The 24,077-nt window shown below is 42.6% G+C and carries 15 protein-coding genes and 1 other RNA gene; 5 read left to right on the top strand and 11 right to left on the bottom strand.

Annotated elements, in window-relative coordinates; genetic code table 11:
• The first annotated feature begins 61 nt into the window (after positions 1-61).
• From rnpB to T391_RS07925, 4 genes are all read left to right on the top strand, one after another.
• Positions 62-383, top strand: an RNA gene (gene rnpB, locus T391_RS08390) — RNase P RNA component class A.
• 80 nt (positions 384-463) lie between these two features.
• Positions 464-1,663, top strand: coding sequence for a malic enzyme-like NAD(P)-binding protein (locus T391_RS0104115; protein ID WP_027327267.1), 1,200 nt, complete (start codon positions 464-466; stop codon positions 1,661-1,663).
• Positions 1,663-2,577 carry a 16S rRNA (cytosine(1402)-N(4))-methyltransferase RsmH gene (gene rsmH, locus T391_RS0104110; RefSeq protein WP_027327266.1) on the top strand — a complete coding sequence of 305 codons (915 nt, stop codon included), beginning with the start codon at positions 1,663-1,665 and terminating at the stop codon, positions 2,575-2,577. Before T391_RS0104115 ends, rsmH begins: the two co-directional genes overlap by 1 nt.
• 2 nt (positions 2,578-2,579) lie before the next feature.
• Positions 2,580-2,882, top strand: coding sequence for a hypothetical protein (locus T391_RS07925; RefSeq protein WP_051420596.1), 303 nt, complete (start codon positions 2,580-2,582; stop codon positions 2,880-2,882).
• A 52-nt stretch (positions 2,883-2,934) separates the two neighbouring features.
• On the opposite strand, the gene glyS is transcribed toward T391_RS07925, so the two are convergent.
• Positions 2,935-4,950, bottom strand: coding sequence for a glycine--tRNA ligase subunit beta (glyS, locus tag T391_RS0104100; RefSeq protein WP_027327265.1), 2,016 nt, complete (start codon positions 4,948-4,950; stop codon positions 2,935-2,937).
• A 69-nt stretch (positions 4,951-5,019) separates the two neighbouring features.
• Between glyS and T391_RS07920 the strand changes: the two genes are divergently transcribed.
• On the top strand, positions 5,020-5,610 hold the full coding sequence (locus T391_RS07920; RefSeq protein WP_051420595.1) for a hypothetical protein: 591 nt from the start codon (positions 5,020-5,022) through the stop codon (positions 5,608-5,610).
• Between the two features lie 3 nt (positions 5,611-5,613).
• On the opposite strand, the gene T391_RS0104090 is transcribed toward T391_RS07920, so the two are convergent.
• The 10 genes from T391_RS0104090 to fliD are packed head-to-tail and all read right to left on the bottom strand — an operon-like array spanning position 5,614 to position 24,073.
• Positions 5,614-11,499, bottom strand: coding sequence for an autotransporter outer membrane beta-barrel domain-containing protein (locus T391_RS0104090; RefSeq protein ID WP_027327264.1), 5,886 nt, complete (start codon positions 11,497-11,499; stop codon positions 5,614-5,616).
• Between the two features lie 10 nt (positions 11,500-11,509).
• On the bottom strand, positions 11,510-16,768 hold the full coding sequence (locus T391_RS0104085) for an autotransporter outer membrane beta-barrel domain-containing protein (RefSeq protein WP_156923060.1): 5,259 nt from the start codon (positions 16,766-16,768) through the stop codon (positions 11,510-11,512).
• A 39-nt stretch (positions 16,769-16,807) separates the two neighbouring features.
• Positions 16,808-18,487: an aminodeoxychorismate synthase component I gene (gene pabB / locus T391_RS0104080; RefSeq protein WP_034583802.1), complete on the bottom strand. Its 1,680-nt coding sequence runs from the start codon at positions 18,485-18,487 to the stop codon at positions 16,808-16,810.
• Complete coding sequence (locus T391_RS0104075) at positions 18,477-19,361, bottom strand: DUF2156 domain-containing protein (RefSeq protein ID WP_084340114.1); 885 nt, start codon at positions 19,359-19,361, stop codon at positions 18,477-18,479. Before T391_RS0104075 ends, pabB begins: the two co-directional genes overlap by 11 nt.
• Positions 19,361-19,621 carry a chorismate mutase gene (locus T391_RS0104070; RefSeq protein ID WP_051420594.1) on the bottom strand — a complete coding sequence of 87 codons (261 nt, stop codon included), beginning with the start codon at positions 19,619-19,621 and terminating at the stop codon, positions 19,361-19,363. The genes T391_RS0104075 and T391_RS0104070 overlap by 1 nt, the downstream gene beginning before the upstream one ends.
• Positions 19,609-20,814, bottom strand: a complete 1,206-nt coding sequence (gene lysA / locus T391_RS0104065; protein WP_027327259.1) for a diaminopimelate decarboxylase — start codon at positions 20,812-20,814, stop codon at positions 19,609-19,611. Before lysA ends, T391_RS0104070 begins: the two co-directional genes overlap by 13 nt.
• A gap of 8 nt (positions 20,815-20,822) precedes the next feature.
• On the bottom strand, positions 20,823-21,449 hold the full coding sequence (gene bioD / locus T391_RS0104060; RefSeq protein WP_027327258.1) for a dethiobiotin synthase: 627 nt from the start codon (positions 21,447-21,449) through the stop codon (positions 20,823-20,825).
• A 2-nt stretch (positions 21,450-21,451) separates the two neighbouring features.
• The gene (locus T391_RS0104055; protein ID WP_027327257.1) at positions 21,452-21,676 is read right to left on the bottom strand and encodes a hypothetical protein; all 225 of its coding nucleotides are present in this window, start codon (positions 21,674-21,676) and stop codon (positions 21,452-21,454) included.
• Positions 21,663-22,040: a flagellar export chaperone FliS gene (fliS, locus tag T391_RS0104050; protein WP_027327256.1), complete on the bottom strand. Its 378-nt coding sequence runs from the start codon at positions 22,038-22,040 to the stop codon at positions 21,663-21,665. The genes T391_RS0104055 and fliS overlap by 14 nt, the downstream gene beginning before the upstream one ends.
• A gap of 2 nt (positions 22,041-22,042) precedes the next feature.
• A complete protein-coding gene (gene fliD, locus T391_RS0104045; protein ID WP_027327255.1) occupies positions 22,043-24,073 on the bottom strand; it encodes a flagellar filament capping protein FliD in 2,031 nt (676 codons plus the stop codon).
• Positions 24,074-24,077: the final 4 nt, after the last annotated feature.

The raw sequence follows: 24,077 nt of genomic DNA, 5'->3' as shown, positions 1-24,077 counted from the left end.
TTCCTTCATACTCATACATCAATAAAAGAGAATCATTTTAGCTAAAATTGGGTTTCTCAAAAGGGTGTAGCAGGTGGTTGCTTTGATCCAAAGAGGAAAGTCCGAGCTACACAAAGACAGGATTCCATCTAACAGATGGCTAGAGTAATCTAAGGGAAAGTGCAACAGAAAATAACCGCCACATCAGTGGTAAGGGTGAAAAGGTGAGGTAAGAGCTCACCGATCCCAAAGAGATTTGGGGTGTCCGTGTAAACCCAATCCGTAGCAAGAGAAGTATGGTTTTTGTCTTTGATTTTCACTTCTCGCTTGAGAGGCATTGCAAAATGTGCTCCTAGATAAATACCCACCCAATACAGAACTCGGCTTATAGCTACGCCCTTTTGGAGAACAAAAAGCTTTTTAATGTAGTGGGATTTTTGATATAACTCAAGCATCCAATTTCAAACACAAAAAAGGAGCTTTTATGTCTAGTATTCTTGAAGATGCCCTCGCCTATCACAAAGGCGGAAAAGTCGCTATCGCGTCCAAAACTCCCCTTGAAAGCTTTGAAGATCTCTCTCTTGCCTATTCTCCTGGTGTAGCCTATCCATGTCTAGAGATCCAAAAAGATCCACTCAAAGCCTATGATTACACAAGCAAAGCCAATCTAGTCGCTGTCATCAGCAATGGGACTGCTGTGCTAGGGCTTGGTGATATCGGTGCTTTGGCAGGAAAGCCTGTGATGGAGGGGAAAAGTGTGTTGTTCAAAAAATTTGCCGATGTGGATTCATTTGATATTGAGATTGATGAAAAGGATCCCAAGAAGCTCATCGAGATCATCAAGGCAATCGCACCAAGCTTTGGAGGGATCAATCTTGAAGACATCAAAGCACCAGAATGCTTTGAGATTGAGCAAACCCTCATCCAAGAGTTAGATATCCCTGTGATGCATGATGATCAGCATGGCACAGCGATTGTAAGCACAGCTGCACTGCTCAATGCCTGCAAAATCGTGCAAAAAGAACTCAAAGATCTCAAAGTCGTAGTCATCGGTGCTGGAGCGAGTGCGATCTCTTGTGCGAAGATGTATAAAAGCTTTGGGGTAGAAAAAATCCATATGTTTGATTCCAAAGGACTGATCAATCGCTCACGCACAGATCTCAATGCCCAAAAAATGGAGTTTGTCTCAGATGAAAATTATACAAGCTACAAAGAAGCACTCAAGGGAGCTGATGTCCTTCTAGGGCTTTCGAGGGCAAATATCCTCACACAAGAAGATATCCAAGATATGGCTAGAGATCCCTTGATCTTCACTCTTAGCAATCCCAATCCGGAGATCAAATCTGAGCTTATCAAAGAAGTTCGCCCTGATGCGATCATTGCCACAGGACGCAGTGACTATCCCAATCAGATCAATAATGTCCTAGCATTCCCCTATCTTTTCAGAGGAGCTCTTGATGTGCGCGCCTCAAAGATCACAGAAAATATGAAAAAAGCCTGCTCAATCGCACTAGCTGAACTTGCACAGGAAGAAGTGCCACAAGAGCTATGCACACTCTACAAGCGAGAGCTAAAATTTGGCAAAGACTACATCATCCCCATGCCATTTGATTCAAGACTTCAGCTCAAGCTCTCTCAAGCTGTGGCAGAAAGTGCCAAGGCTGATGGAGTTGCACGAATCTAATGTCTCCACATATCCCAGTGCTCAAAGATGAGGTCTTGGAGGTTTTCTCCTCTTTGACCTCAGGCTATCTCATCGACTGCACGCTTGGGTTTGGGGGACATACTCAAGCACTCTTGGATGCTCACCCCTCCCTTCAAATCATCGGGATCGATCAAGATCAAGAGGCGCGCGCTTATTGTCAAGCTCATCTCCCTAAAGATAGACTTAAGATTTTGGAGGGGAATTTCTCTGCAAAAATTGCTGAAGCTTTAGAATATGGGCCAATTGTTGGGATTTTGGCAGATATTGGTGTGAGCTCACTCCAGCTTGATGCTCTTGAACGCGGATTTGGATTCCAATCACCCAATCTAGATATGCGTATGGATCAAAGCAATCCCCTCACTGCCTCTTATATCATCAACTCTTATCCCAAACTTGAGCTTGAGCGTGTTTTCCGTGATTATGGAGAGATCAGAGAATACAAAAAGATGGCTCAGCTCATCCTTGAAGAACGCCAAAAGAGATCCTTTGAAAGTGCTGTGCAATTGAGCGGGTTTTTGGAGAAGCATTTCAAAAAGCACAGAATCCATCCTGCCACACTTGCCTTTCAAGCTCTTAGAATTGAGGTCAATCAGGAGCTTGAAGTCTTAAAATCCCTACTTGATCAACTCATACAATCCCATCATAAACTCAAAGGCACTCTATTGGCCATCATCTCCTTTCACTCACTAGAAGATCGCATCATCAAAACTGCTTTTAGAGAATGGGAGAAAAGCTGCATCTGTCCTCCAGAAGTGATGCGATGTGAATGTGGGAATCATCATGCACATGGTAAAATCCTCACCAAAAAACCCCTTGTAGCTTCAGAAAATGAGCTTAGCCTCAATCCGCGCTCACGGAGTGCGAAGCTAAGGGTCTTTGAATTTGGGATCTAGTTATGAATACGCAACAAACCCTATCTCAAGACGAAAGAGACGCACTAGCATCATTTGATCATGATGATCAAAAACTTGCTGGCAAAGAATTGGTCATGGCATTGATCATTTTCCTTGCTGTATTTGCTGTGTGTGTGCCCAAGATCTATGTCTCAGGTCAGATTTACTACATTAGTCGTGATTTGGCCAAAATCAGTAGCCATCTAGAGCTCCTTCAAGAAGAAAATAAAAATCTCAAACAAGAACTTGAAGATTTTAAGTTTCAGCAAATCTTGAGGATGGAGGGGATGGAGGATGGATACTGATCAGATCATGGCTTTGTGAGCAAGAGTAGCCCTTGTAAGCAGGGCTAAGAGATCAGCCCGTGATCTCTTTAATATCACCAATCTCCAAAAACATCTCATAAATCTGATAGATCAGCATTTTGCGATTCTCACGGATCTGTTCATCTTCGACATTGACCATCACGCGCTCAAAAAACTCTTCAAGTGGGGCTTTGAGCGAGAAGAGAGATTTGATATAGGACTTAAGATCCACTCTAGGCTCACTTTGGATATGCTGTATCGCTTCATAAAGAGTGTGCTCTTGAGCTTCTTGAAAGAGTGCGGGGTCAATCTTTTGAGTTTTAGGGATCTCTTTGGTGATATTGGCTACACGCTTAAATGTGCTAAGAATCAAATCTTTATCTTCTTCTTCAAACACTTCAGCAAGTGCGATGCTTTTGGCCATCATCTTGGCTAGATCTTTTTCTTTGCCTTTGATTACACTTCTTAGGATTGAAGGGTTGAGCTTCAAAACCCCCTCCATCCTCTCTAGCAAAAACTCCCAAACCTTCAAGACATCAAAATCTTTGTAATGCTTAGCTAGTATCTCCAAACTCTCCAAACTCAAAGCAATAGGATGGACTTGCAAAATCTTTAAAATCGCATTACCACTTCTTCGCAAACCATAGGGATCTTTGGATCCACTTGGAATCTTACCGATACTAAAGAGCGCTAGAAGCAAATCAAGGCGATAACTTAGAGCCAAATATGCACCCATTTGGCTGCTTGGGATCTCATCATCCTCTCCATTAGGCATATATTGCTCTCTCAATGCACGAGCGATTTTTGCATTGCGATAAGGGAGATTGAGCGTCATTTCATGAAGAGCATAATACTCACCCATCACCCCTTGGAGCTCTGGAAACTCTCCCACCATCTCACTCAAAAGATCAGATTTTGAGATCTGCTGTGCTTCTAGCACCTCTTGATCTCCTTTGGAGAGAAAACTAGCGATCTCTTTCTCACGCTCTACTTTCTCAGCCATACTACCAAGCCCCTCTACAAAGGCAATCTTGCTTAGATCATAATCCAAAAGTGCTCGCTTGAGATCATTGCGATAGAAAAACATCGCATCACTTAGGCGCGCGCGCAAGACTTTTTCATTCCCCTTAACAATCAGTGCATCATCTCCATTCACAGAATTTGTGATGACCACAAAGCCATTATGAAGCTTTTGATCTTGATAGAGTGCGAAATAGCGCTGATTCTCTTTCATAGATGTCACAATCACCTCTCTAGGAAGCTCCAAAAACTCTTGATCAAAACTTCCATAGAGAGCTTTGGGGGATTCTGTGATAGCAATGATCTCAGCCAAAAGTTCTTCATCTAGCTCGATTTCTACATTTTTCTGGGCTTGGATCTGATTGATTTCTTTGAGAATCTTAGCTTTTCGCTCTTTGGGATCTAGGATCACACCACCTTCTTTGAGGATATTTAGATAACTCTCAAGATCTCCAAAGCTTTTGGGCTCAAACCCACAATCACGATGCACATAAGTGAAATCACCACTTCTCACTCCAAAGAGCTCAAACTCGACACTTTTACTCCCAAGTAGGGCAACTACGCTACGGATCGGGCGGATGAAAGAATCTTGCAAAGCCCCCCATCGCATACTTTTGCCAAACTGCAAGCTTGCAATCCATTTGCCAATCATCTCACCCAAGACACTCTCACTCTCTGCCCCAGCCACACTCTCAGACCAGTACAACACCTCTTTGCCATCTTTTTGCGCTGTTTTGGCTTGAGAGATTTTGCACTTTTGCAAAAAGCTCTCACCAGCCTTGCTTAAGCCCTTGCTTGGATCACCTTGGATATAGGCAATCCCCACAGGAGGACCAAAGAACTCGATCTGACGATCATTTTGCTTAAGTGGGAAATCACGACTGATAAGCACCAATCGACGCGGCGTGTAATAAAACTCAAAACTAGCTTCAAGCTGATACTCTTTCAAAATCATTTGCCATTTGGCTAGGATATTGGGCTCTTCTTTGAGAAAGGGGATGGCGGGTAATTCCTCGCATAAAACTTCTATCAATAAATTTGCTTTCAATTTTGGATCCTTTTGTCGATCTTTGTCTCTTTGAATTTTAACAAAGCCTAGTCAAAAGGAATCTTGAAGATGAAGCATTTTGGCTTGTTCATTATTTTATTCTGTGTCTCTTATTTGGATGCTTGCAAAGACATCAAACTCTTCAATCAATCACAGATTGAAGTCATTGCCTATGCCTATCATTATGGCAAAGATCACAATCTAGGCTACACTATGGCAGCAATTGCATGGAAAGAATCTTGTGCAGGACTATATCGCATCAATTTTGATGATCCAAGCGCTGGCATCTATCATGCCTATCTCCCTGGTGTCATTAAGCGACACTACAAAGCCAAAAATACCTCTTTTCGACGCAATATCGTGGCAGAGCGACTGATCAGAGATCAAGAGTTTGCTTCCAAAATCGCCCTTGAAGAATTGCTGTATTGGAGGCAGATTCGACGCAATAATTGGAAAGAGATGATTAAGTCTTACAACAAAGGATTTAGCTGGGAGAAGAGCAAGGGGCGTGACAAGCTTGCAGAGGCGTATTATGAAGATATCGCACAAAAGGTCAAAGTACTAGAAAAATACTTCGCTCAAAACCCTATCCTCCAATACAAACCCAAATCATTCAGCAAACAAAACACCCTTAAGGAAGTCAAGCTTCTAAATGAATAGGGCTTAGAACTTATATTTGAAACCAATATTCCAGTTTGTCAAGACATCCTTACTTTCTACATTCATTTTCACCCCCAAACCTCCAGTGATAGAGACATTATTCCCCACACTTCCCTGACCTCCAGCATAAAGCCCTAGAGATGTATCGACTTGATAGAATTGTGCATAGGGGATCTTATTTGCACCGATAAATCCAAGATTGATGACATTTCCATCATTAAATAAACCCTTCTCAAGGATTGGCAAGAGATAGATATAAGAGCCTTCATTGAAGTATTTTTTCATCTCAAGACCTACGGCAACATTGAGTTTGAAATGCAATGCTTGATCGATCCCAATGGGTGCGACACCATCTCCACGCATTTCACCATTGACATTGAATCCAAAATCAATCCCACCAAAGGGCTTGAAATAAAATGGACTTTCTTTGTCTCCTACAGGGATCAAATATCCATAGCGCACCTGCGCATCAGTGATGTAGAAATTGTATTTGAGCGTTTGGTTGAGATACTGAACACTTAGGGCTTGTGAGGCACCGAGATTGAGATCACTATGATTGAGGCCGATGTTTTGAGAGATGACCAAATCCACTTCATTCCTATCAAAAGTCATCCGCGTATAAAACCCTAGTCCAAAATTATGAGAATTATTTTTGACAAAGCTGGATCCATAGGTTCCATAGCCATAGTTGGCATAAAATCCTAGGAGATATTCTTTTTGATCGCCCACAAGCGTATCATATCCAGCACTCAAACCATTGACACTCGCATTCTCAAGAGCTCCAAAGCTTGTCGCACCCTCATAGCTTGCCCACAATGATCCATAATTTGGACCGCTATATCCATCCAGTAAGATTCCATCATCATCACTGGCATATCGCACACCCTTGATAGAATCAAGCAATGAAGCGATCTCAGTCTTTGAGACATAGGGATTGCCACTGCGCACCATACGGTTTTCAAGATTTGAATCACGAAGCATCTTGAGCTCACGCGCGATACGATCACTTGCATAAATCCCCTCAGTCGCCCCTTGGAATGCCTCACGCATATAGCGCAAAGTCGTATCCACGATCTCAACATTTCCAGATGAAATATACTCAGCTATCCCTACCTTGAAGACATTCTCTTGACTTTGCAAAATACTCTCAACGATGGCGACATGGAGCGGATCTTTGAAGATCTGCTCCATGATTTGCTTGTTTTTGGGATCTTTGATACTCTCCATGAGTTCTGGCACTGTTTTTTGACTGACATGGATTCCAAGATTGAGCTGTCTAATGATCTCTTCACCTAGTAAAGTCTTGTCTTTGATCAATTCAGGAGTGAGTGTGACTGATGTATAGCCTCCTTTGTCAATCGAGATATCTTGGAGAGTGATGTTGTCATATTTGGCATTTCCGACCTTTTTCTTGATCCCATTTTGTGTATCGATCAAAGTCACAACCCCCTCACGCAAAGCAAAGAGCGAATCATCTTTGGCCTTAGCGATGCTACGCTCTTGTGTAGTGATAGCGATATTGATAAGCTTATTTTCACCACTTGTGCTCTCAAAGATGAGTTTATCCACGACAATCTTTCCAAACTTCCCTCCACCCAAGGGCTCACTGGGTGAAAGATAGGGAGCATGAGCACTTAAGGTCACACGACTGTCTTCTTTGATCTTAAGCGTTGCCAAAGAACCTACACTATTTCTCACATCAAGGACCCCAGAATCTCCCACACTTACATCACCGACATAGGTATTGGTCTTGATCCCCTCAATCTTCAAAGTCCCTCCACTCGCTGAGATCTTAGCTCCTGAGAAATCAATCTCTTTGGCTTTGATAGATGAATCACCACTAGCAGTGATAGAGCTATCTTTAAGCACGATTCCATCCATCAGCTGAGAGTTGGCATCATAGAAGCTGATCCCTCCATGATCTAGGGTGAAGTCATTTTGCAAAGTCTGCCCCTCTTTAGTCTGGAGGTTGAATCTCAACTCTCCTCCTTTGCTTGAGATCATATAGTTTTTCACTTCAGCATCATTTGGCTTTTGAGTGGAGATGATTTGATTGACTTTAATTGATGAGTCTCCTTCACTTGTGAGATTGCCTTGGAGTTTGAGATCGTGATAGGTTTTGGACTCAGTTTTTTGTGCTGGTTGAGCACCTGTTTTTTCAAAGACAAAATCGCCCTTATTTAGCGTGATGTCTCCGATCTGATTTTGAGTGTTCTCTTCTTTGAGGGTAAATGTGCCTTGCTTGACTTCTAGTGAGAAGCGATCTGTAGAATTTTCACCCACATAGAGTGATTTGACTTTAAGACTTGAATCACCCGTAGCTTTGATAAAAGAACCAGCATTGAGCTTGATGCTGGCAGTTGAGGCATCATTGCTATTGCTTGTGGGTGTTTTTTGTGTGCCTGTCTTTCTTTTGAACTCCAAATCTGCATGATCGAGTGTGATAGAGGCGATGGTCCCTTCCATTTGGTTTTTGACTTCACGGGTTTGAGGAGCCTGTGGTGTAGAGGGATCTAGATCAATGAGAGCGATTGTGTTGTCTGTCAATGTAAGTGATCTAGCCTCAGTCCCAGTTCCTTTGGCTGTGATATTGGAATCCACAAATGCTAAACCAGCATTTGTGATGCTTCCCTTACCTTCTGATTGGATGTCATGGAGTTTGAGTTTGACTGGTGATGTGCTCGAAGTAGATGAGGTGCCTATAGAGCTTCCAGATTGTGCCCCATTTGTTTTGACCACTTCGATTTTGGCTTCAGCTGTATTGGTCCCTTTGAGGACCGTTGTCCCCTTGATCTCAAGCTCGCTATCCTCTTTTGTATTGAGTTTAAGAGTGCCGTTGATAGAGGCGAGGTTGGAGGTCGCACCAAACTTGAAACTCTTGGCTTTGATTTCTGTAGTTGTAGTAGTTGTTCCACCTGTTTTGGATTTACCACCATCATGTCCAATGGCTGTGATCCCCCCATCGATCACTAATTTCAGTGTTTGATCACTGAGTTTATTCACTCCTGATGTGGTATTTGCTTCAGCGCTATATCCACCACCGCCCCCTCCGCCACCACTACTAGAGGCTTGACCAAGCTCGACATCAAAGGAACTTTGAGAATTTTGTCTGACTAGATCACTTGTTTGTGTTGCTTGCGAGTTATCGATGACTAGATTCCCACCGATGACAAATTCATCTGACTTTTGATCACTTTTGATCGTGAGATTTCCGATTTTGGAGCTATTGCCCACATGAAGATCCATCCCGATCCCCTGCACTCTTGCGCTCACCTCTTTGCCTTTCTCATCCTTTTGAGCGCGTGTGGTATAGACACCATCTGCCTCGATCGTCACTTTTCCTAGAGCTGTGAGCTTCCCACTGCTCGCAGAGAGATCTAAGGAGTTTTTTTGATTTTCTGTCCGAGATGCTCCATTAGTAGGTTTTGGAATCTTTAATGCTTGGAGAGTGATATTGTCCAAAGTCAGATCATTGGCAAGCAAGACTACTCCACCCTCTATATTTTGCTCTCCGACCTTTCCACCTGAGCCACCATAGAGCTTGAGTGTGGCTTGTGTCGTGCCGCCGCTTGTGCTACTCTCGGTAGTAGAATTGACCGAACTTGGAGCAAAGGTAGTATTGACAAAGGCGAAAGTCCCTGCTCCCTTGACTTCACCGTTAGGATCAATCTCACCAGTTCCATAGGCATAGAGACTAAGAGTTGGACTTGAGCCTGCACCCGATGACTCTGCATGAACTCCATTTTTGTTAAGCTCCACTTTTTGATTTTGCATGGTGATGCTAGAGGCCTTAAGTGTTGTATCTCCAAAAAATTTAAGTGTGGATTGTTGATTGTTTTTTTCTCTTTGATCTTGGGCAAATTGCGTGCTGAAGGTCAGCTCTTTGTAGATCGTTTTCCCATTGTGCTCACGCCCTGTGGTGATCGTCGTGCCATTTTTAAAGCTAATCTCTCCCCCCTGTGTCCCATAGAAAGTCGCTCCACTATCATTGCCTGCAACGATCTGTAGTTTGTTGAGTTCAACCTTATTACCAAAATTGATATGCGAAGTTTTGAAGTCGATGACATTTTTCGAGACTTCATTTTTGCCCTCGATCTTGAATGGAGAATCACCACTACTTTCAAGCGTCACACTTCCCTCCATTGCCTCCAAGGTTAGCGTGGTTTTATCGTTTGTCACTCCTGCTGTCATCACCCCTGCTAGACCTGTTGTTCCATTTTCTAGTGAGATATTTTGATCTGTGATAGAGATATTTTTACCTCGTAAGGTGACATTGCCCCCCTTGGTAATCTTGATCGTCCCAGTTGCACCATTTGCTCCTGCTGCTTCGCTTACTCCACTTGTGCCATTTTTGGTGATTTTTAGATCGATGAGCTGATCATCACGATTGACTGCTTCAAGGATGGATTGACCGCTTAGCTCTAAGGTTTTGTTTTGAAGAGTGGATTCCTTCTCTCCAAGAAATTGGAGGTGAAGATCTGAGACTTTGAGATTTTGACTGATGATCGCACTACTTGCTCCAAGTGCTAGGATCGAGTTATCCTTGCCTTCAAGAGTCAAAACTCCATTGCTTGCTGCGCCACCTGCTGTGATCGTGATGTCATTTACTCCAGTATTATCACTTCCCAGTGTGATGCTCTTTGCCAAGATATCCAGTGATCCACCACCTTGGAAAGAATGGGTGCCCTGAATCTTGAGATCTTGATCTCCAGCTGAGATGAGATTATTGCGTCCTTTGAGCTCAAACACTGAAAGGCTTGAACCAGATCGTGAGCCATCACTAGATATGATCTTCACTCCTGTGTCATTTTGGGGAGTAGTTTCACTTTTTTTGTCAAGCAAGATATAGGTATTGCTCAAAGATAGATGTGAGTTTTTGATCTCCTTGATGGAATCACTTCTAAAGATCACACCACTCAGAGAGAGATTTTTACTCTCAAGGGTGCTAAATCCTTCGATCTTGACTTCATTTCCAGATCCTACGAAAGAAGTTTGAGCTTTATCACTATCTCCAAGGCTTAGAGTTGTGGGACCATTGCGAACCTCAGATTGTCCATTTGTGCTCGTGGTGTTGGTGATGGTGAGTGTCTTGCCACTCCAGAGATAGAAATTTTGCCCCTTGATTGTGCTTGAAGCTGTAGCTGCTTGGTTTGCAGCTAGTGAGCCTCCATTGGCTGCAAACTCGATGCGTGCATTGCCTTGGATATCAAACTTGGAATGCCCTGCATTACCATTACTCTCGATACTTTTTACTTGGATGTAGCTTCCATCACTCATCACAAGTGTGCCTTGATTATCTAGCTCTCCAGCTTGAAGGCTTGCTTGTCTCTCCAAGACCAAGCCTCCTGAGTTAATCATCTTTCCTGAGCCATTATTACTAGACTTCACGGAGAGATTTGAGTTTTCACCGATCCAGAGATTCCCCTGCACTTTGACTTCTTTGAAACCATCAAGTGTGACATTGAGATTTTTGCCGATCGCCACTCTTTTGTCATATCCTCCATTCTCTCCAAAGATAAGAGATAGATTTTCATTTTTGCCAGTTGCAGGCTCATTTTTGATGGTGATATTGGCTTTGTTTTGAGTATTAAGATTATTGCTAAAGATAAAGCCATCTTTGAAGAGAAGAGAAGTTGCCGAGCTATTTTTAAAGGTGAAAGTGAGACCATCTGTCTTCACATAGAGTCCAGAACTTGAACCTGTCCAGTCTGTCCCATAGCTTGCACTCCCACTACCATTCTTTGTAGCCGAATCGTATGTCCCCCCTTCTGTTTTTCCAGAGCTCGGTTTCTCTCCAAAGTTGGCAATGATCTGATTATTGGAAGAAGTCTCTGCGCACACTCCCATCAACACCCCACTCAAAACCAATGAAATACAACTTTTCCTCATCTCTCTTCCCTTAGAATTTATATCTTAGGCCGACATTCCAGCTTGTGATCACATCTGTGTTTTTCACACCCATCTTGACCCCCATACTTCCTGAGACAGCGAGATTTTCTGCCACACTCCCCTGACCTCCGGCATACAATCCGACATTGATATCTTTTTGGGTGTCAAACTCATAGGGCAAGGCAGTAGAGCCTACAAATCCTGCGTGGATGGTGTTGCCTAGATTGAGCATCCCAGCTTGCACCATAGGAAGTACAAAGACATAGCTCTGAGGGTTGAAATACTTCCTAAACTCCAATCCTGCCATCAAATCAAATCTAAGATTCTCTCCCTTTGAGACTTGCATCGCACCGATTGCATTGGTCTGTGCTTGATCTCTGAGAAGCAAGGTCGTATCGATCCCAAACAAAGGCTTGAGATAATAAGGACTCTCCTCATCCCCCAAAGCAAAGGCATATCCATAGCGTGCTTGGAAATTGGTTGCATAGACATTGAATCCAAACTCACCATTGAGCATATGAGGAATCATCCCATATCCCATCATCAGCGTCGCAGTATTCATCCCTATCATCTGAGAGAGACTGAAATCAATCTCATTTCCCCCATAATAAAGTCTTGAATACAGTCCTAAATGGATATTGTGTGAGGAGTTTTGGACATGCTCTCCATTATAAGATCCATATAGATAGCTGATGAACCCTCCAAGCAATGCCTGATCAGCGATCACCCCATCATATCCAGCACTCAATCCATTGACACTTGAGCTGACATTTTTACCACTTCGCATCGCACCATCATAAGATGCCCAAATCCCCCCCTTAGGAGCATCACTCACTGCATCCAAAAGTATCCCATCATCTTGGGCAGCATAGCGATACTGGGAAGCTGATCTAATCAAAGAAGCGATACTTGCTTGAGCTGCGTGTGGATTATTAACTCTAGCCATACGGTTTTGCAGTGATCCAAAGGAGAGCGATGCGACCTGATCATAGACCTTGTAGCTTGTATGGACTAGATCTGCTAATGCGCTCAGTCCATCATCCATATAATAAAGTGCCTCTGAGATAAGCTTGGTATTGCCTTGAGCGATGTTTTCAGAAATCCCGATCTTGAAAGGATTGTCAGAACTATGGAGGATAGAATCTGCGATCTCTTCAAGTCTTCCTTGACCCAAGACTGCTTCCATCTCTTTGCGTTTATCGGGATCTTGGATACTTTCGATGAGTTCAGAGATACTATTTTGCTGGACTTGGACACCCAAGACTAGGGATAAAACCTTGTCTTTCTTCTCATCTTCGATAAGTTTTGGTGTGAGTTTAAGGGACTTGTAACCTCCATAATCGATTGAGATATCTGAGAGAGTGATCTTGGATCCAGAGCCATTTTCTTCTTTTGCATATGGACCTGCCTTTTTGATGATCCCTTCACTTGTGCGGATCAAAGACTGATCTCCCTCTCTGAGAGAGAAAAGCTCCTCTCCACTTGCTAGCTTTTCAGGCTTGATCTCAAGCTGGATGAGTTTCTGAGATGTTGTGCTATCGTCCTCAAAGATCAGACTTTTGGCTTGGATCTCTCCAAATCCTCCTCCACCCAATGGATTATTGGGAGCGACAAATGGTGAGCTTGAGATCATTCTGACCCTCTTATTTTCTCCAAGCCTAATGATCGCTTGCTCTTCTTCTTTTGTGCCTCCTTTGAGTGCGCTTAGCCCTCCATTGTGCAAGACTAGATCTCCAAAGATTGATCCATCCTTTAGTCCAATCAATCGGAGTGTCCCTCCTGTGGAATACACATCAACTCCTCGGATGGTGAGACCACCCTCACTTGCTTTGATCGATGAGTTACCGCTTGATCTCACGATGGGTGAGTGAAATCCTCTAGGATCGATCCTGGGACCAAGGAAAAGTTTGCCAAGCTCTAACTCTCCGCTCTTTTCTGCTGATGTCACTGCTTTGGTTTGATAATAGCCAAGGATTCCATTCTTTAGGACAATCTCCCCTGTGTGAATCATCAAACCATCAGTGTTTCTCGTGACAGAATCTTTGGCGATAAGTTTAAGTTCTCCACCGATGCTAGAGATCAATGGTGCATCTTGAGCAACGCTCTCTGAGACTTTGAAAGAGCTAGCCGTGAGAGTTGACTCTCCATAAGAAGTCAGAGGTCCTTGGAGAGTGAGGGAGTTGTATTGTGGCTGAATATTTTGCTGGTGGGTTTGCTGACCACTTTGGTTAGTAGCCTCACTTTTTAGCAAGACGAGATTCCCTCCAGTGCGTGTGATCTTGCCAGCACTATCTTTGCTCTCATGGCCTAGATTGATCGCACCAAAGGATCCATTTCCTCCACTTCCTCCATTTCTACTTTTTTCAAGAAGGGTAAGGGTGCCATCAAGGACATTGAGCGTGAGGAGTGAGTTGGTTTTGCCTTGAGAATCGACTGAGATCTTGGAGGCTTGGATCTTAGAATCTCCACTTGAAGTGATGCTTCCTCCTCCATTGAGTTTGAGTTCTGCACCATTACTTGAATTTTTAACATCCATCACAGCACTTTTAAGTGTGATTGAATCAATATTATTCACTGCACCATTAGTAGATTGAATAGTAAAAGTTCTATTGGTGCCATCACTTTGGACTGAAATATTGGACTTCTCAAACTTATAACCACTCTTAAGCTCCGCACTTCCCCTCACCTCAACATCATGAAGTGTGAGCATGGGAGATGTAGATTGATTTTGAATTGTGTTATTTTGTTTATTGGCTTCAATGCTTGCTTTGGCTACCTCTGTCCCCTCAAGGATAGTGAGACCTTTGGCATCAATCACTCCATCACTTGAAGTGAGAATAAGCTTCCCATTTTTACTATGGAGTTTAGAGCTCGCATCAAAGATAAAGTTCTTGGCTTTGATCTCTGTGCTTTGATCCGCTATGTTGTCATGCAAGACACTGATCCCCCCACTCACATTCAGCGTGATTTTAAACTCACTGAGTTTATCGCTCCCCATTTGGATATCAAATGTGCTGCGTCCATCTGCTCTTTTATTGGTGGTATTGATTGAGGAGTTATCTAGGGTCAGCACCCCTCCTAGCACAAATGCTTGATCTCCTGTTTGCTTGCCCGCACCATTGCCCTGTGTGCTTTGAAGCACAAGATGTCCAGCACTGCTTTTGTCTCCCACAAAGAGATCCATCCCCACTCCTTGGGCACTCTTCCCATCTTGCTGATATTTGAAATCATGAGCCTTGATCTGCACATCTCCTAGTACTGTCAGATTACTTGCGGTGTCTGAAAGGTCTAGGGAGGCTTGCGCATCTCCATTAGTCAATGTAGATTGGTCATTGATTTTGAGGCTTTCTAGATTGACATCTTTGAGCACCAAGCCACTGGATAAGACTTTGGCTCCATTTTCTCCAGAGTAGAGTTTGAGCGTCGTGGCACCCTGAGACTTCTCCCTAGCTCCACTTGAATTTGCCCCGCTTTCAAAACGCGTATCATAGAAAGCAAAGGTGCCAGTTTTTTCAGGCTTCCCTTGTGTTTTGGAATCTTTTGGGAGATTCGTCACACCATAAGAATAGAGATTCAAGCTTTTGCCTTGATCGATGGAGACATTTTGATCTTTGAAGATAAATTGGGAAGCTTTGAGGCTAATGTCATTTTTAGTTTCAATCTTAGAGCGCTTGCCTGCTTCTTCTGAAGCGAAAATCAAGCCTTGATATTTCCCCTCTCCTTTATCATTGAGCATCCCAGCCCTTAGATCGATGCCCTCAAGACTTAGAGTGCTTGTCTCACCCTTACCCATAAAGACTAGGCTGTCATTTTTGCTTCTTGTTTGGATGGAGAGATTTTTGAGCGTGACGCTTCCATCGAAATTGATCTTATTGGCAGCAAGCTGGAGGGATTGCTTGGAGCCATTACCATTTTTCCCCTCAATTAGCACATCACCATCTTTATTGGGCTGTTTTTCTTGCTTAGAATCAGTGTTTGGCTTCCCTAGTGTGATCTCCCCTGCATTTTCATCAGTCTTGAGTTCAAGGATATAGGCTGTTTTATTTGTCTTATTGACTTGCGCCTGGTTTTCACCAATACTGATCTCTTGTCCATAGATCTTGATCCCTGCTCCACTAAAAGTCGTTTTGCTTGCAGCTGGAGCACTTTCACCATATTCTTGCTTATGGGTGATAGTGATTTTTCCTTGCGTGCTTTTACTTGAATTGGCATTTTCGATCACAAGCACTTGGCTTGCTCCACTACTATCTCTTCCCTCCAAGATCGCATCTTTGAATGTCGTCTGGATATTTCCAAGGACTGCTCCATCTCCATCTTTGATGATCTGAAGTGTGATATCACTTGCCTCGACATTATGAAAAGTCACGCCGATATCTTTTTGACTTCCATAGAATCCAACTGAGGTTTTTTTGTCTTTTTCTTTTGAATTAGAACCAGTGAAGGTCACTTTCGCACCTTGAGACACGGGTTGCGATACGGCTTGCAATGCATCTGCACCCACAGTGATACTATTACTACCACTAAAAATCAGTTTCCCTCCACCTTTGAAGTCATAAGTCCCCTCTTGGATCTTTATATCTGTGCCACTGATATAATTCTGACCTGCTAGTGTGAAAGACGCAAGCTTTGTCAATCCTGTCCCTAAAGACTGAGAGCCAGATAGGATCGATGTTTGGCTTTGTGCGCTTAGGGTGAGAGCTGAGGTTGTATTGAGAGTGAAATTGGAGAGATTTAGATTTGTCACAGAGATTGATTTAAGTTTGCTACTTGTAATTTCAATATTTTTCAAACTCGCATCCACCACATTGAGCGCATCTGCATCCAACGCTAAGACTGCGTGAGACTTACTTGAAATGGTGGTTTGTTGATTTTGAGCTCCAAGTGTCAAAGATTTTGTTTGAATCTCAAACTTCACACCATTGGCAAGTTCGATATCCTGATTTGTAATCGATAGATTACCTTTGGAAGCATCAATAGATGCATCAGAACCCCAAACCTTGATCTTTCCTCTTGCAGAGTTGCCAGTAATCTGATAACCAATCTCACTATTTAAAGAAGTTTGGTTCTTGAAAATTAAACTAGATGAGTTTTCAAAGATCAATGTCCCTTCATTTGTAAGGCTATTTGAAGTTACATTTAATGAACCATATGAGCTAATCGTGCAAGTCTCACCTTTGGCTATCTCAGATTTATCTTTTTTGGTAGAGCACTCATTGGCCAAAGCCTGAACACAAAGCACAGATAAAGCTAGGGAAATATATCGTTTCATCATCACTCGCTCCAAAATTTTACAAACCTAGATTCTATCTCAAAGTAAATTAACCTCTTGTAACCCCCTCACAGAATTCAGGCAAAAAACCCTCTCTGCCCTCTTCAGATCTTCAACCCTCAAAACTCTCTCTTGGACTATCCCTCTTCTGAGCATCTCTTCCCTACAAGTTCCCCTCAAAAAATTATGCTCAAACTCAGGAGTCACCAGCACTCCATCTAGCTCCAACACAAGATTGCTGCGACTTCCCTCAAGCAAGATTCCATCATGATGATAAATCACATCAAACAAATTTTGCTCTCGCACTTCAATAGGGATGCGATGAAGCGAGGTTTTGAAAAGATCCAGATCACAAAGCTTAGGCTTTTCTTGCAAACGCACATCACAAGAGGTGATCTCTTGAAAAGGTAGGATTTCTATAGAGGTTTGACCATCGCGTGCAAGCAGCAATCGTATGATCTTTTTCTCTTGAAATCTTAGATCTTGCAACTCTTCTATCAAAGTATCCAAAAAGCAAAATCCTAAAGATTTAGCCGAATCTCTTAGGCGCTTTAGATGCAAAGGAAGCCAAACAAGTCCTTTGGGCAAGGTCAAAAACTCTTGAGTGATCTCCTCTGGAGTATAAAGCATCGTCTCTAGAAGTGCAAATTCAGCTCCAGCATACAAAAAACTCATCTTCGTCTGTAGCTCTCTATACTCATCCCTAGGCACACTATCCCAGACAATCCCACTTCCCACCCCATAAAAGCAGTGTCGATCTTGTTTGTAAATCGTGCGGATAGGGATGGAGAAAGTCATCTGATCTTGAGAGAGCATCCCAATCGCACCACAATACACGCCCCGCTCACTCTCTTCAAGGGATTGGAGAATCTCTGTGGTGATCTTCTTAGGTGCTCCTGTAATCGAACCACAAGGAAAGAGAGCTTTGAATATCTCAAAAAGACTGCAATGTGGCTTGAGATCTCCACTGATTGTCGAGGTCATTTGAAACAATGTCGGATAAGTCTCCACCTCAAACAAGCGCTCAACTTTTAGGCTTCCATTTCGCACAATCTTGCTTAGATCATTCCTCAATAAATCCACGATCATCACATTTTCACTGCGATTTTTGATGTCACTGGCTAAGAAATTTTTATTTGCCTCATCTTCTTGAACATTCTTACCTCTTGGCATCGTGCCTTTCATGGGCTTGGTTGTGATCTGATTGTGTTTGATATCAAAAAATAGCTCTGGTGAAAAACTCAAAATATCTCCATAGGGTGTGGGCAAAAAAGCCTTATAGTCTGTGTTTTGCTGATGGAGGAGTTGGCAGAAAAGCTCAAATGATGGCACAATCGTCTCAAACTCCAAAAATGTCGTGAAATTACCCTGATAAGTGTTGCCAAGGGCGATATGAGATTTGAGAGCTTCAATCTTGTGGATATAGGATGCTTCATCGATAAATTTCAAATCAAATGGGCAGAATCCTTGCCTATATACAGGAGGCTCAAACCGCTCTCTTTCTTCAAAAAGAGCAAAATAAAGCAAGGGTTTAGAAGAGCGGTAGGCAGGATCTTCAAAGGCTTTGTAAGCCTCATAGCTCACATAGCCAATGCAATAAAAGTCATCTTTGTAAGACTCAAGCTGATCAAATGCCTCTTGGAGCTCACTAGCAGCAAAGGCGATCAACTCTCTATGGGCATTTTTGTAAAGAAAATCACCAAAGAGACTAAACTTCATATTTCTCCAAAAGATGGATGGGCTGATAGCTCAACTTGGCTTTGCGTAATCCCTCAATCCCCAGATCTTCCTCGCGATTGGCCCACAAAAAATCACCCCAAAGATTTGCTAGACATTGCTGGTTAATTGCCTGAAATGCGCCTGCATAAGCGATATTGGCTTTTTCAATATGCACGACGATGCTTTGAGAAGAAATCGCCTCAGAAAATGAAAATGCCACGATCTCCCCATCTATGCGCAAAAGCCCGCCTCTTAGTCCAAACAACCCCCTATCTGTCGCCCTAGAAAGAGAGACAAAATCCTCCAAAATCGATTCGATCCCCCTTTTTTCAGCATCCAATGCCTCATCTTTGGCTAGATTGGCTTCATACCATCGCTGATATACTTCTCTCACCTCTTCTAAATGACTTGACTCAATCTCTTCAAAGATGAAATGAGGATAGGAGTTGAAGAATTTGTTGAGATGATTCTTTTTCTTGTGATATTTGCGGCCATTGAGAGCGATTAGCTCGGGGATACTATAGACATAATCAAAGCGATCACGATTGGGCAGGGGAGTGAGAGTGGTGTGATCTTGGATGAATTGTGCTTGAGATGGGCTAAGAGAGCGGAATCTAGCCAAAGGATTGGCTGCCAAAAAGGCTAGAAATGCTTCAGAAGCATTGGATCCCATAGGAAAGAAATAGTAGGGCTCTTGATTAGGATAAGTGGTGCGAATCATCAAGCATCCCTCAATCTCAGCGATCGCAATCTCTCTGGCAAATCTCCAAATCCACAAATTAGTGAAATTAAAATCAGATAGAGGTATTTTGGAGCGATCTTGAACACTTAAAATATATTCTCTATCACTAAGCCTAATTGGACGAAACTGCATCATCCCTCCTCCTGAATCTCTTTGGTAAGCAAAAAAATCTGTCGATAAAGCATCTCAATCTGATCTCTACGCAAAATCCCTTTTTGGCTTAAGCGCTCAAGGATTTCTTCCTCTCTAGCATCATCAAGAATCTGGCGCTGAATCTGGGCTTTGATCACGCCGATTTTGGATGCAAGCTCTAAGCGATGTGCCAAAAGCTCAACAATCTCATCATCAATGGCATCAATTTGCGATCTAAGATCTGAGATCAAAGAAGACACTTCAATTCCTTCTCAATCAGCTCTTCAAATTCTTCTCGCTCACGAATGAGCTTATGCTCTCCTGCACTGATTGCGACCTCAGCGACCCTTGGACGCGAATTATACTGACTTGACATACTAAATCCATAAGCACCTGCATTGGCAAAGGTGATCAAATCCCCTTGAGCACATGGAGGGAGTAAGACATTTTTGGCAAGATAATCTCCACTCTCACAAATTGGCCCCACGATGTCACACACACTCTCTTCTCCCCTCTTCTCTCCCCAAAAAGTTGCCTGATGGATAGCTTGATAGAGTGAGGGACGCATCAGATCATTCATTGCCCCATCAACAATCACAAAACGCTTCTGACCATTGCTCTTCTCACCAATCACACGCACAAGAAAGACTCCACACTCGCCCACAATCCTTCTCCCAGCCTCACAAATGATCGTAGGCTCATATCCTCCAAGACTAGCTAGAATCCCTTGTGCATAATCATAAAGTGGGATTGTGGATTGACCCTCATAAGAGATTCCAAGACCACCACCCACATCAAAAAACTTAATCTCTAATCCAAGGGCTAGTAGAGAAGAGTAGAGTTTGGCAATCTTCTGGGAAGCTTGCAAAATAGGATCAAGCTCACAAAGCTGAGAGCCAATATGAAAGTGAATCCCTACAGCCTCCAAATGTGGAGAGCTTTTGATGTAGAGATACATTGCTTTGGCTTCTTCAATCTCAACTCCAAATTTATTTTCATGTAAACCAGTGGAAATATAGGGATGTGTTTTGGCATCGATATTGGGATTCACTCGCACAGAAACTCTTGCCTTGATTTGAAGAGATTGTGCGATCTTTTCTACACGATGCATTTCTTGAGATGATTCTAGATTGATAAACAAAATACCCTTCTGCAAAGCTTCCAAAATCTCCTCATCTCTTTTACCAACACCACTAAAGATGATTTTATAAGGAGCAATACCAGCCAAAAGTGCGCGTCGCACCTCACCAATACTCACACAATCTGCTCCAGCTCCAAGGGATGCTAAAAACTTCAAAAGCGAGAGGTTGGAGTTTGCCTTGAGGGCATAGCAGATCAATGCCTTGCGTCCAGCAAATGCATTCTTAAAAGCCAAAAAATTCTCCCTCAACACATCAAAATCATAAATATAAAGAGGTGTTCCATAAATCTTGGAGAGGGCTGTGAAGTCCATTTGCATCCTTATAGTATGTGGTTTTTGATCAAAGCTTCAATCTGCATCTCAAAATCATAATCTTGCATAAAAGGCAAACTGATCTTTCTAAAGATGTCATCTTGTCTTACATTGACAAAAAAGATAGAGTGCAATTTTAGAGAATCTAAAATAAACTTAGCACTCAAAAAACGATTGATCATCCCTAGATGGTCATCACAAACAAGCAAAGTCCTAGCATCAAAATACTCTTGAAGTTTGGAAGCAAAAGAATACATAAAGAAATCTTTCTTGATTGGCACAAACAAACCTCCAGCCCCCTCCACAAAGAGCACATCAACCATTCCTCTCAAATCAGCAATCTTACGGATAATCAGGTCGATATCGATTTGATTTTTGCAATCTGCGACATAAGGGGCACAAGGTGGGGCAAAAGAAAAGAAATTCACACAAGAGAGATCAAAATCAGCAAAAAGATTGCGTGCATCTTCTAGATGTATCCTGCTATCTGCTCCCCCATTTTCTTCCACTCCAGTCTCAATGGGTTTAAGCGCAATTGAACGCACACCCTTGGCTTGAAGTGCTTGAACTAAGCGATGTGTGACAAAAGTCTTCCCCACATTCGTATCAACCCCACTCACAAAAAAAACTTGCATCTCTAATCTTGCAAAAATTTTTGAGCCACTCTAATCTGCTGCATTGCAATACGCACTTTTTCTTTTTCTTGTTTGAGCAAAGCAGTGGTTTGAGAGATCAACTCTCGTGCTTGAAGCATCTCTTCAAGATCTCCAAAGCCTTCTTCTGGTAGATTTGTACTGATCTCAAATGCTCTCTGAGCATCTTCTTGGAGTAATGCGATCTTTAAACTATCAAGCCAATTCATGCTGATTGATTTCTCTCCAAGCCTCAAGTAATCCTCGTGCGACATGCATCACTGTATCAATCTTTTCTCCATCATTGCGGATATTGGCTTGAGCTAGAAGCTTGATTTGATAAGTATAGAGCCCAGATAAATAGTAAGCAACCTCTCCTCCGCGATCATAATCCAAAATATTCAAAAGCTCGCTAAAGATATCTGTGGTTTTGTTGATATAGTAGATTTTCTTCTCAATATCTTCTTGCTCGATATAGCGCTTGGCTTGAGCTGAGAATCTCAAAATCCCCTCATAAAGCATCTCAATGAGTTTGGCTGGAGATTCGATAGATACCGCATTTTGCTGATATAAGTGATAGGCATTTCCTCTCATTTTTACTTCCTTGCTTGGTCGATCATCATCTGCACACTATTAAAAGACCCATTGGTTTTGGCAATCTGACTATCATAGGCAGCAAAGCGCTCCGCCATCGAGTTATATCTCGCATCCAATCTCTCTAGAGTTTTTTTGCGATCCTCTTTGTAGCGCTTATCATCTCGTGTCAAGCTTTGCTCATAGAGTTTGAGCGAGGAGTTTGATCCCTCAATCATTGAATCAATCCTCTCACTCAATTCCCTAAAGACACCGCCAACGCGCACATCTTTGCCTAAAGTCACCTTATCAATCCCAACAAAAAAGTCTCTCACTCCATCAGGATCAGAGCTTAGTGCTGCTCTAAGTTTTGATTCATCAAAACTGATTTTGTTACTATCGTCCAAACTCAATCCATATTTAACCAAACTCTTCAATTCACTTCCAGTTCCTGAAATGGATGAAAAAATTTGATTGATCGATGATCGAATCATGCGGATAAAACTCACCCCATTGAAAATCCCAGCAACTCCAGTATCTGGATCATATCGTGTCACTTCAGCAAGTTTTGGCAGTAGTTCATTGTATTTTTCTGTAAAAGTCTTAATATTTTCGACAATATTTTCATTATCTGCTGTGATGCTCACAACAGCTGGTTTTCCTTCTGGAGTAGGACTTACAAGTTCAAGCTTCACACCCCCCACCACATCATCAATCGTATTTTTAGGACGCACAACACTCACTCCATTGTATATAAGCTCCGCATCCTGTCCAGCTTGAATATTTTTGAGTTTGAAGATCCCCTCTTGAGTTTTACTATATTCGGCAAAAGTCCCCTCTTTTAGACCAAGTTGGGCTAAGGCCTTTTTACCTGCTTCATCTTCGGCCCTGATCACCACATCACCCTGATTGGCATTGACCACAAGTCGCCCTCGATCATCCACATGGATAAAAAGCCCTCCGATATTGTTGAAAGCATCAGCAATCGCTTGAGCATTTTGAGCTCCTGTATTCCCCCTGCTTGTCAATTCAGAGAGATCAAGTGGGACTGAGCCGATATTGATCTTTCCTGTGAGTTTTCCACCTTCTACAGGCTTATCCCCCAAGACCAAAGGATCAAGATCTGTTTCTGTTTTTTTAAATCCAATTGCATTGGCTTGACTCCCAAGGACTTGGACTTGATAACCCCGTCTATCATTGATCACAAGAGAATCTCCACCCACACCCACACCAATATTGATATCTGATCCAAGCAAAGTGCTCAAATCAGGGTTTTGCTCAATCGCCTCTTTGATTGCTTTTTTGAGTTCTTGAGCATTGTCACTTGCTTTGCTTAGCTCAGGCGTTGTGGGAAGTGAAATCATTAGAGAATGATCCAATCCTTGGCTATCTTTAAGAATGATTTCCAAATCTCCTTCTCCCAATGTCAATGGTCCGCTTTTGATTTTTTCAGATATCAAAGTCGAACCAAAGTAGATCCGATTTTCTTCTCCAGTTTCTTTGGAATTGATCATCAGCTGATAGGGATTGGCTCCTCCAGTTTTCATCACAACCCCTATGGCATTGCCCCCTGATTTATCTGTCACAAGCTGTGCAACATCTTGGAGTGTCGCTCCAGCAGGAATCTTGATCTTGTAGTGATGACCTCTTGCTGTAAAAGTAAGAACAGTATCATCCTTTGTAAATACTGATTCTCTAGTTTCAAACTTAGTCCCCACTTCATTGATATCATTTTTGGCAACTTGTTTGATCTCAACACTAATATCTTGGATGGGAACACCCGGGCTTGCACTCGCTCTCAACCCCTCACCGATCACTTCTGTTTTGCGCTTGATAAAAGAAGAATAATCTGATAAAACCTTGGCTTCCCCATTGATACCCTCAAGCATCGACATGATAGAAACAAGCTCGGCCTGCTTCTCGATATTTTCTTTCATTTTCTTATCGATTGGCTCAACCATTGCCTTTTCATCAGCTTTTCTAAGCTTTTCAATCACATCATAATTCAAAACATTGCTCCCCACCCCAAGAGAGCTAAGTTTCCCCATCGCCATAAAT

This window comes from Helicobacter pametensis ATCC 51478 (assembly GCF_000518225.1).
GTDB classification, from domain to species: Bacteria; Campylobacterota; Campylobacteria; order Campylobacterales; family Helicobacteraceae; genus Helicobacter_G; species Helicobacter_G pametensis.
The sequence above is the reverse complement of the archived record's forward strand: the minus strand, read 5'-3'. Positions and strand labels throughout refer to the sequence as shown.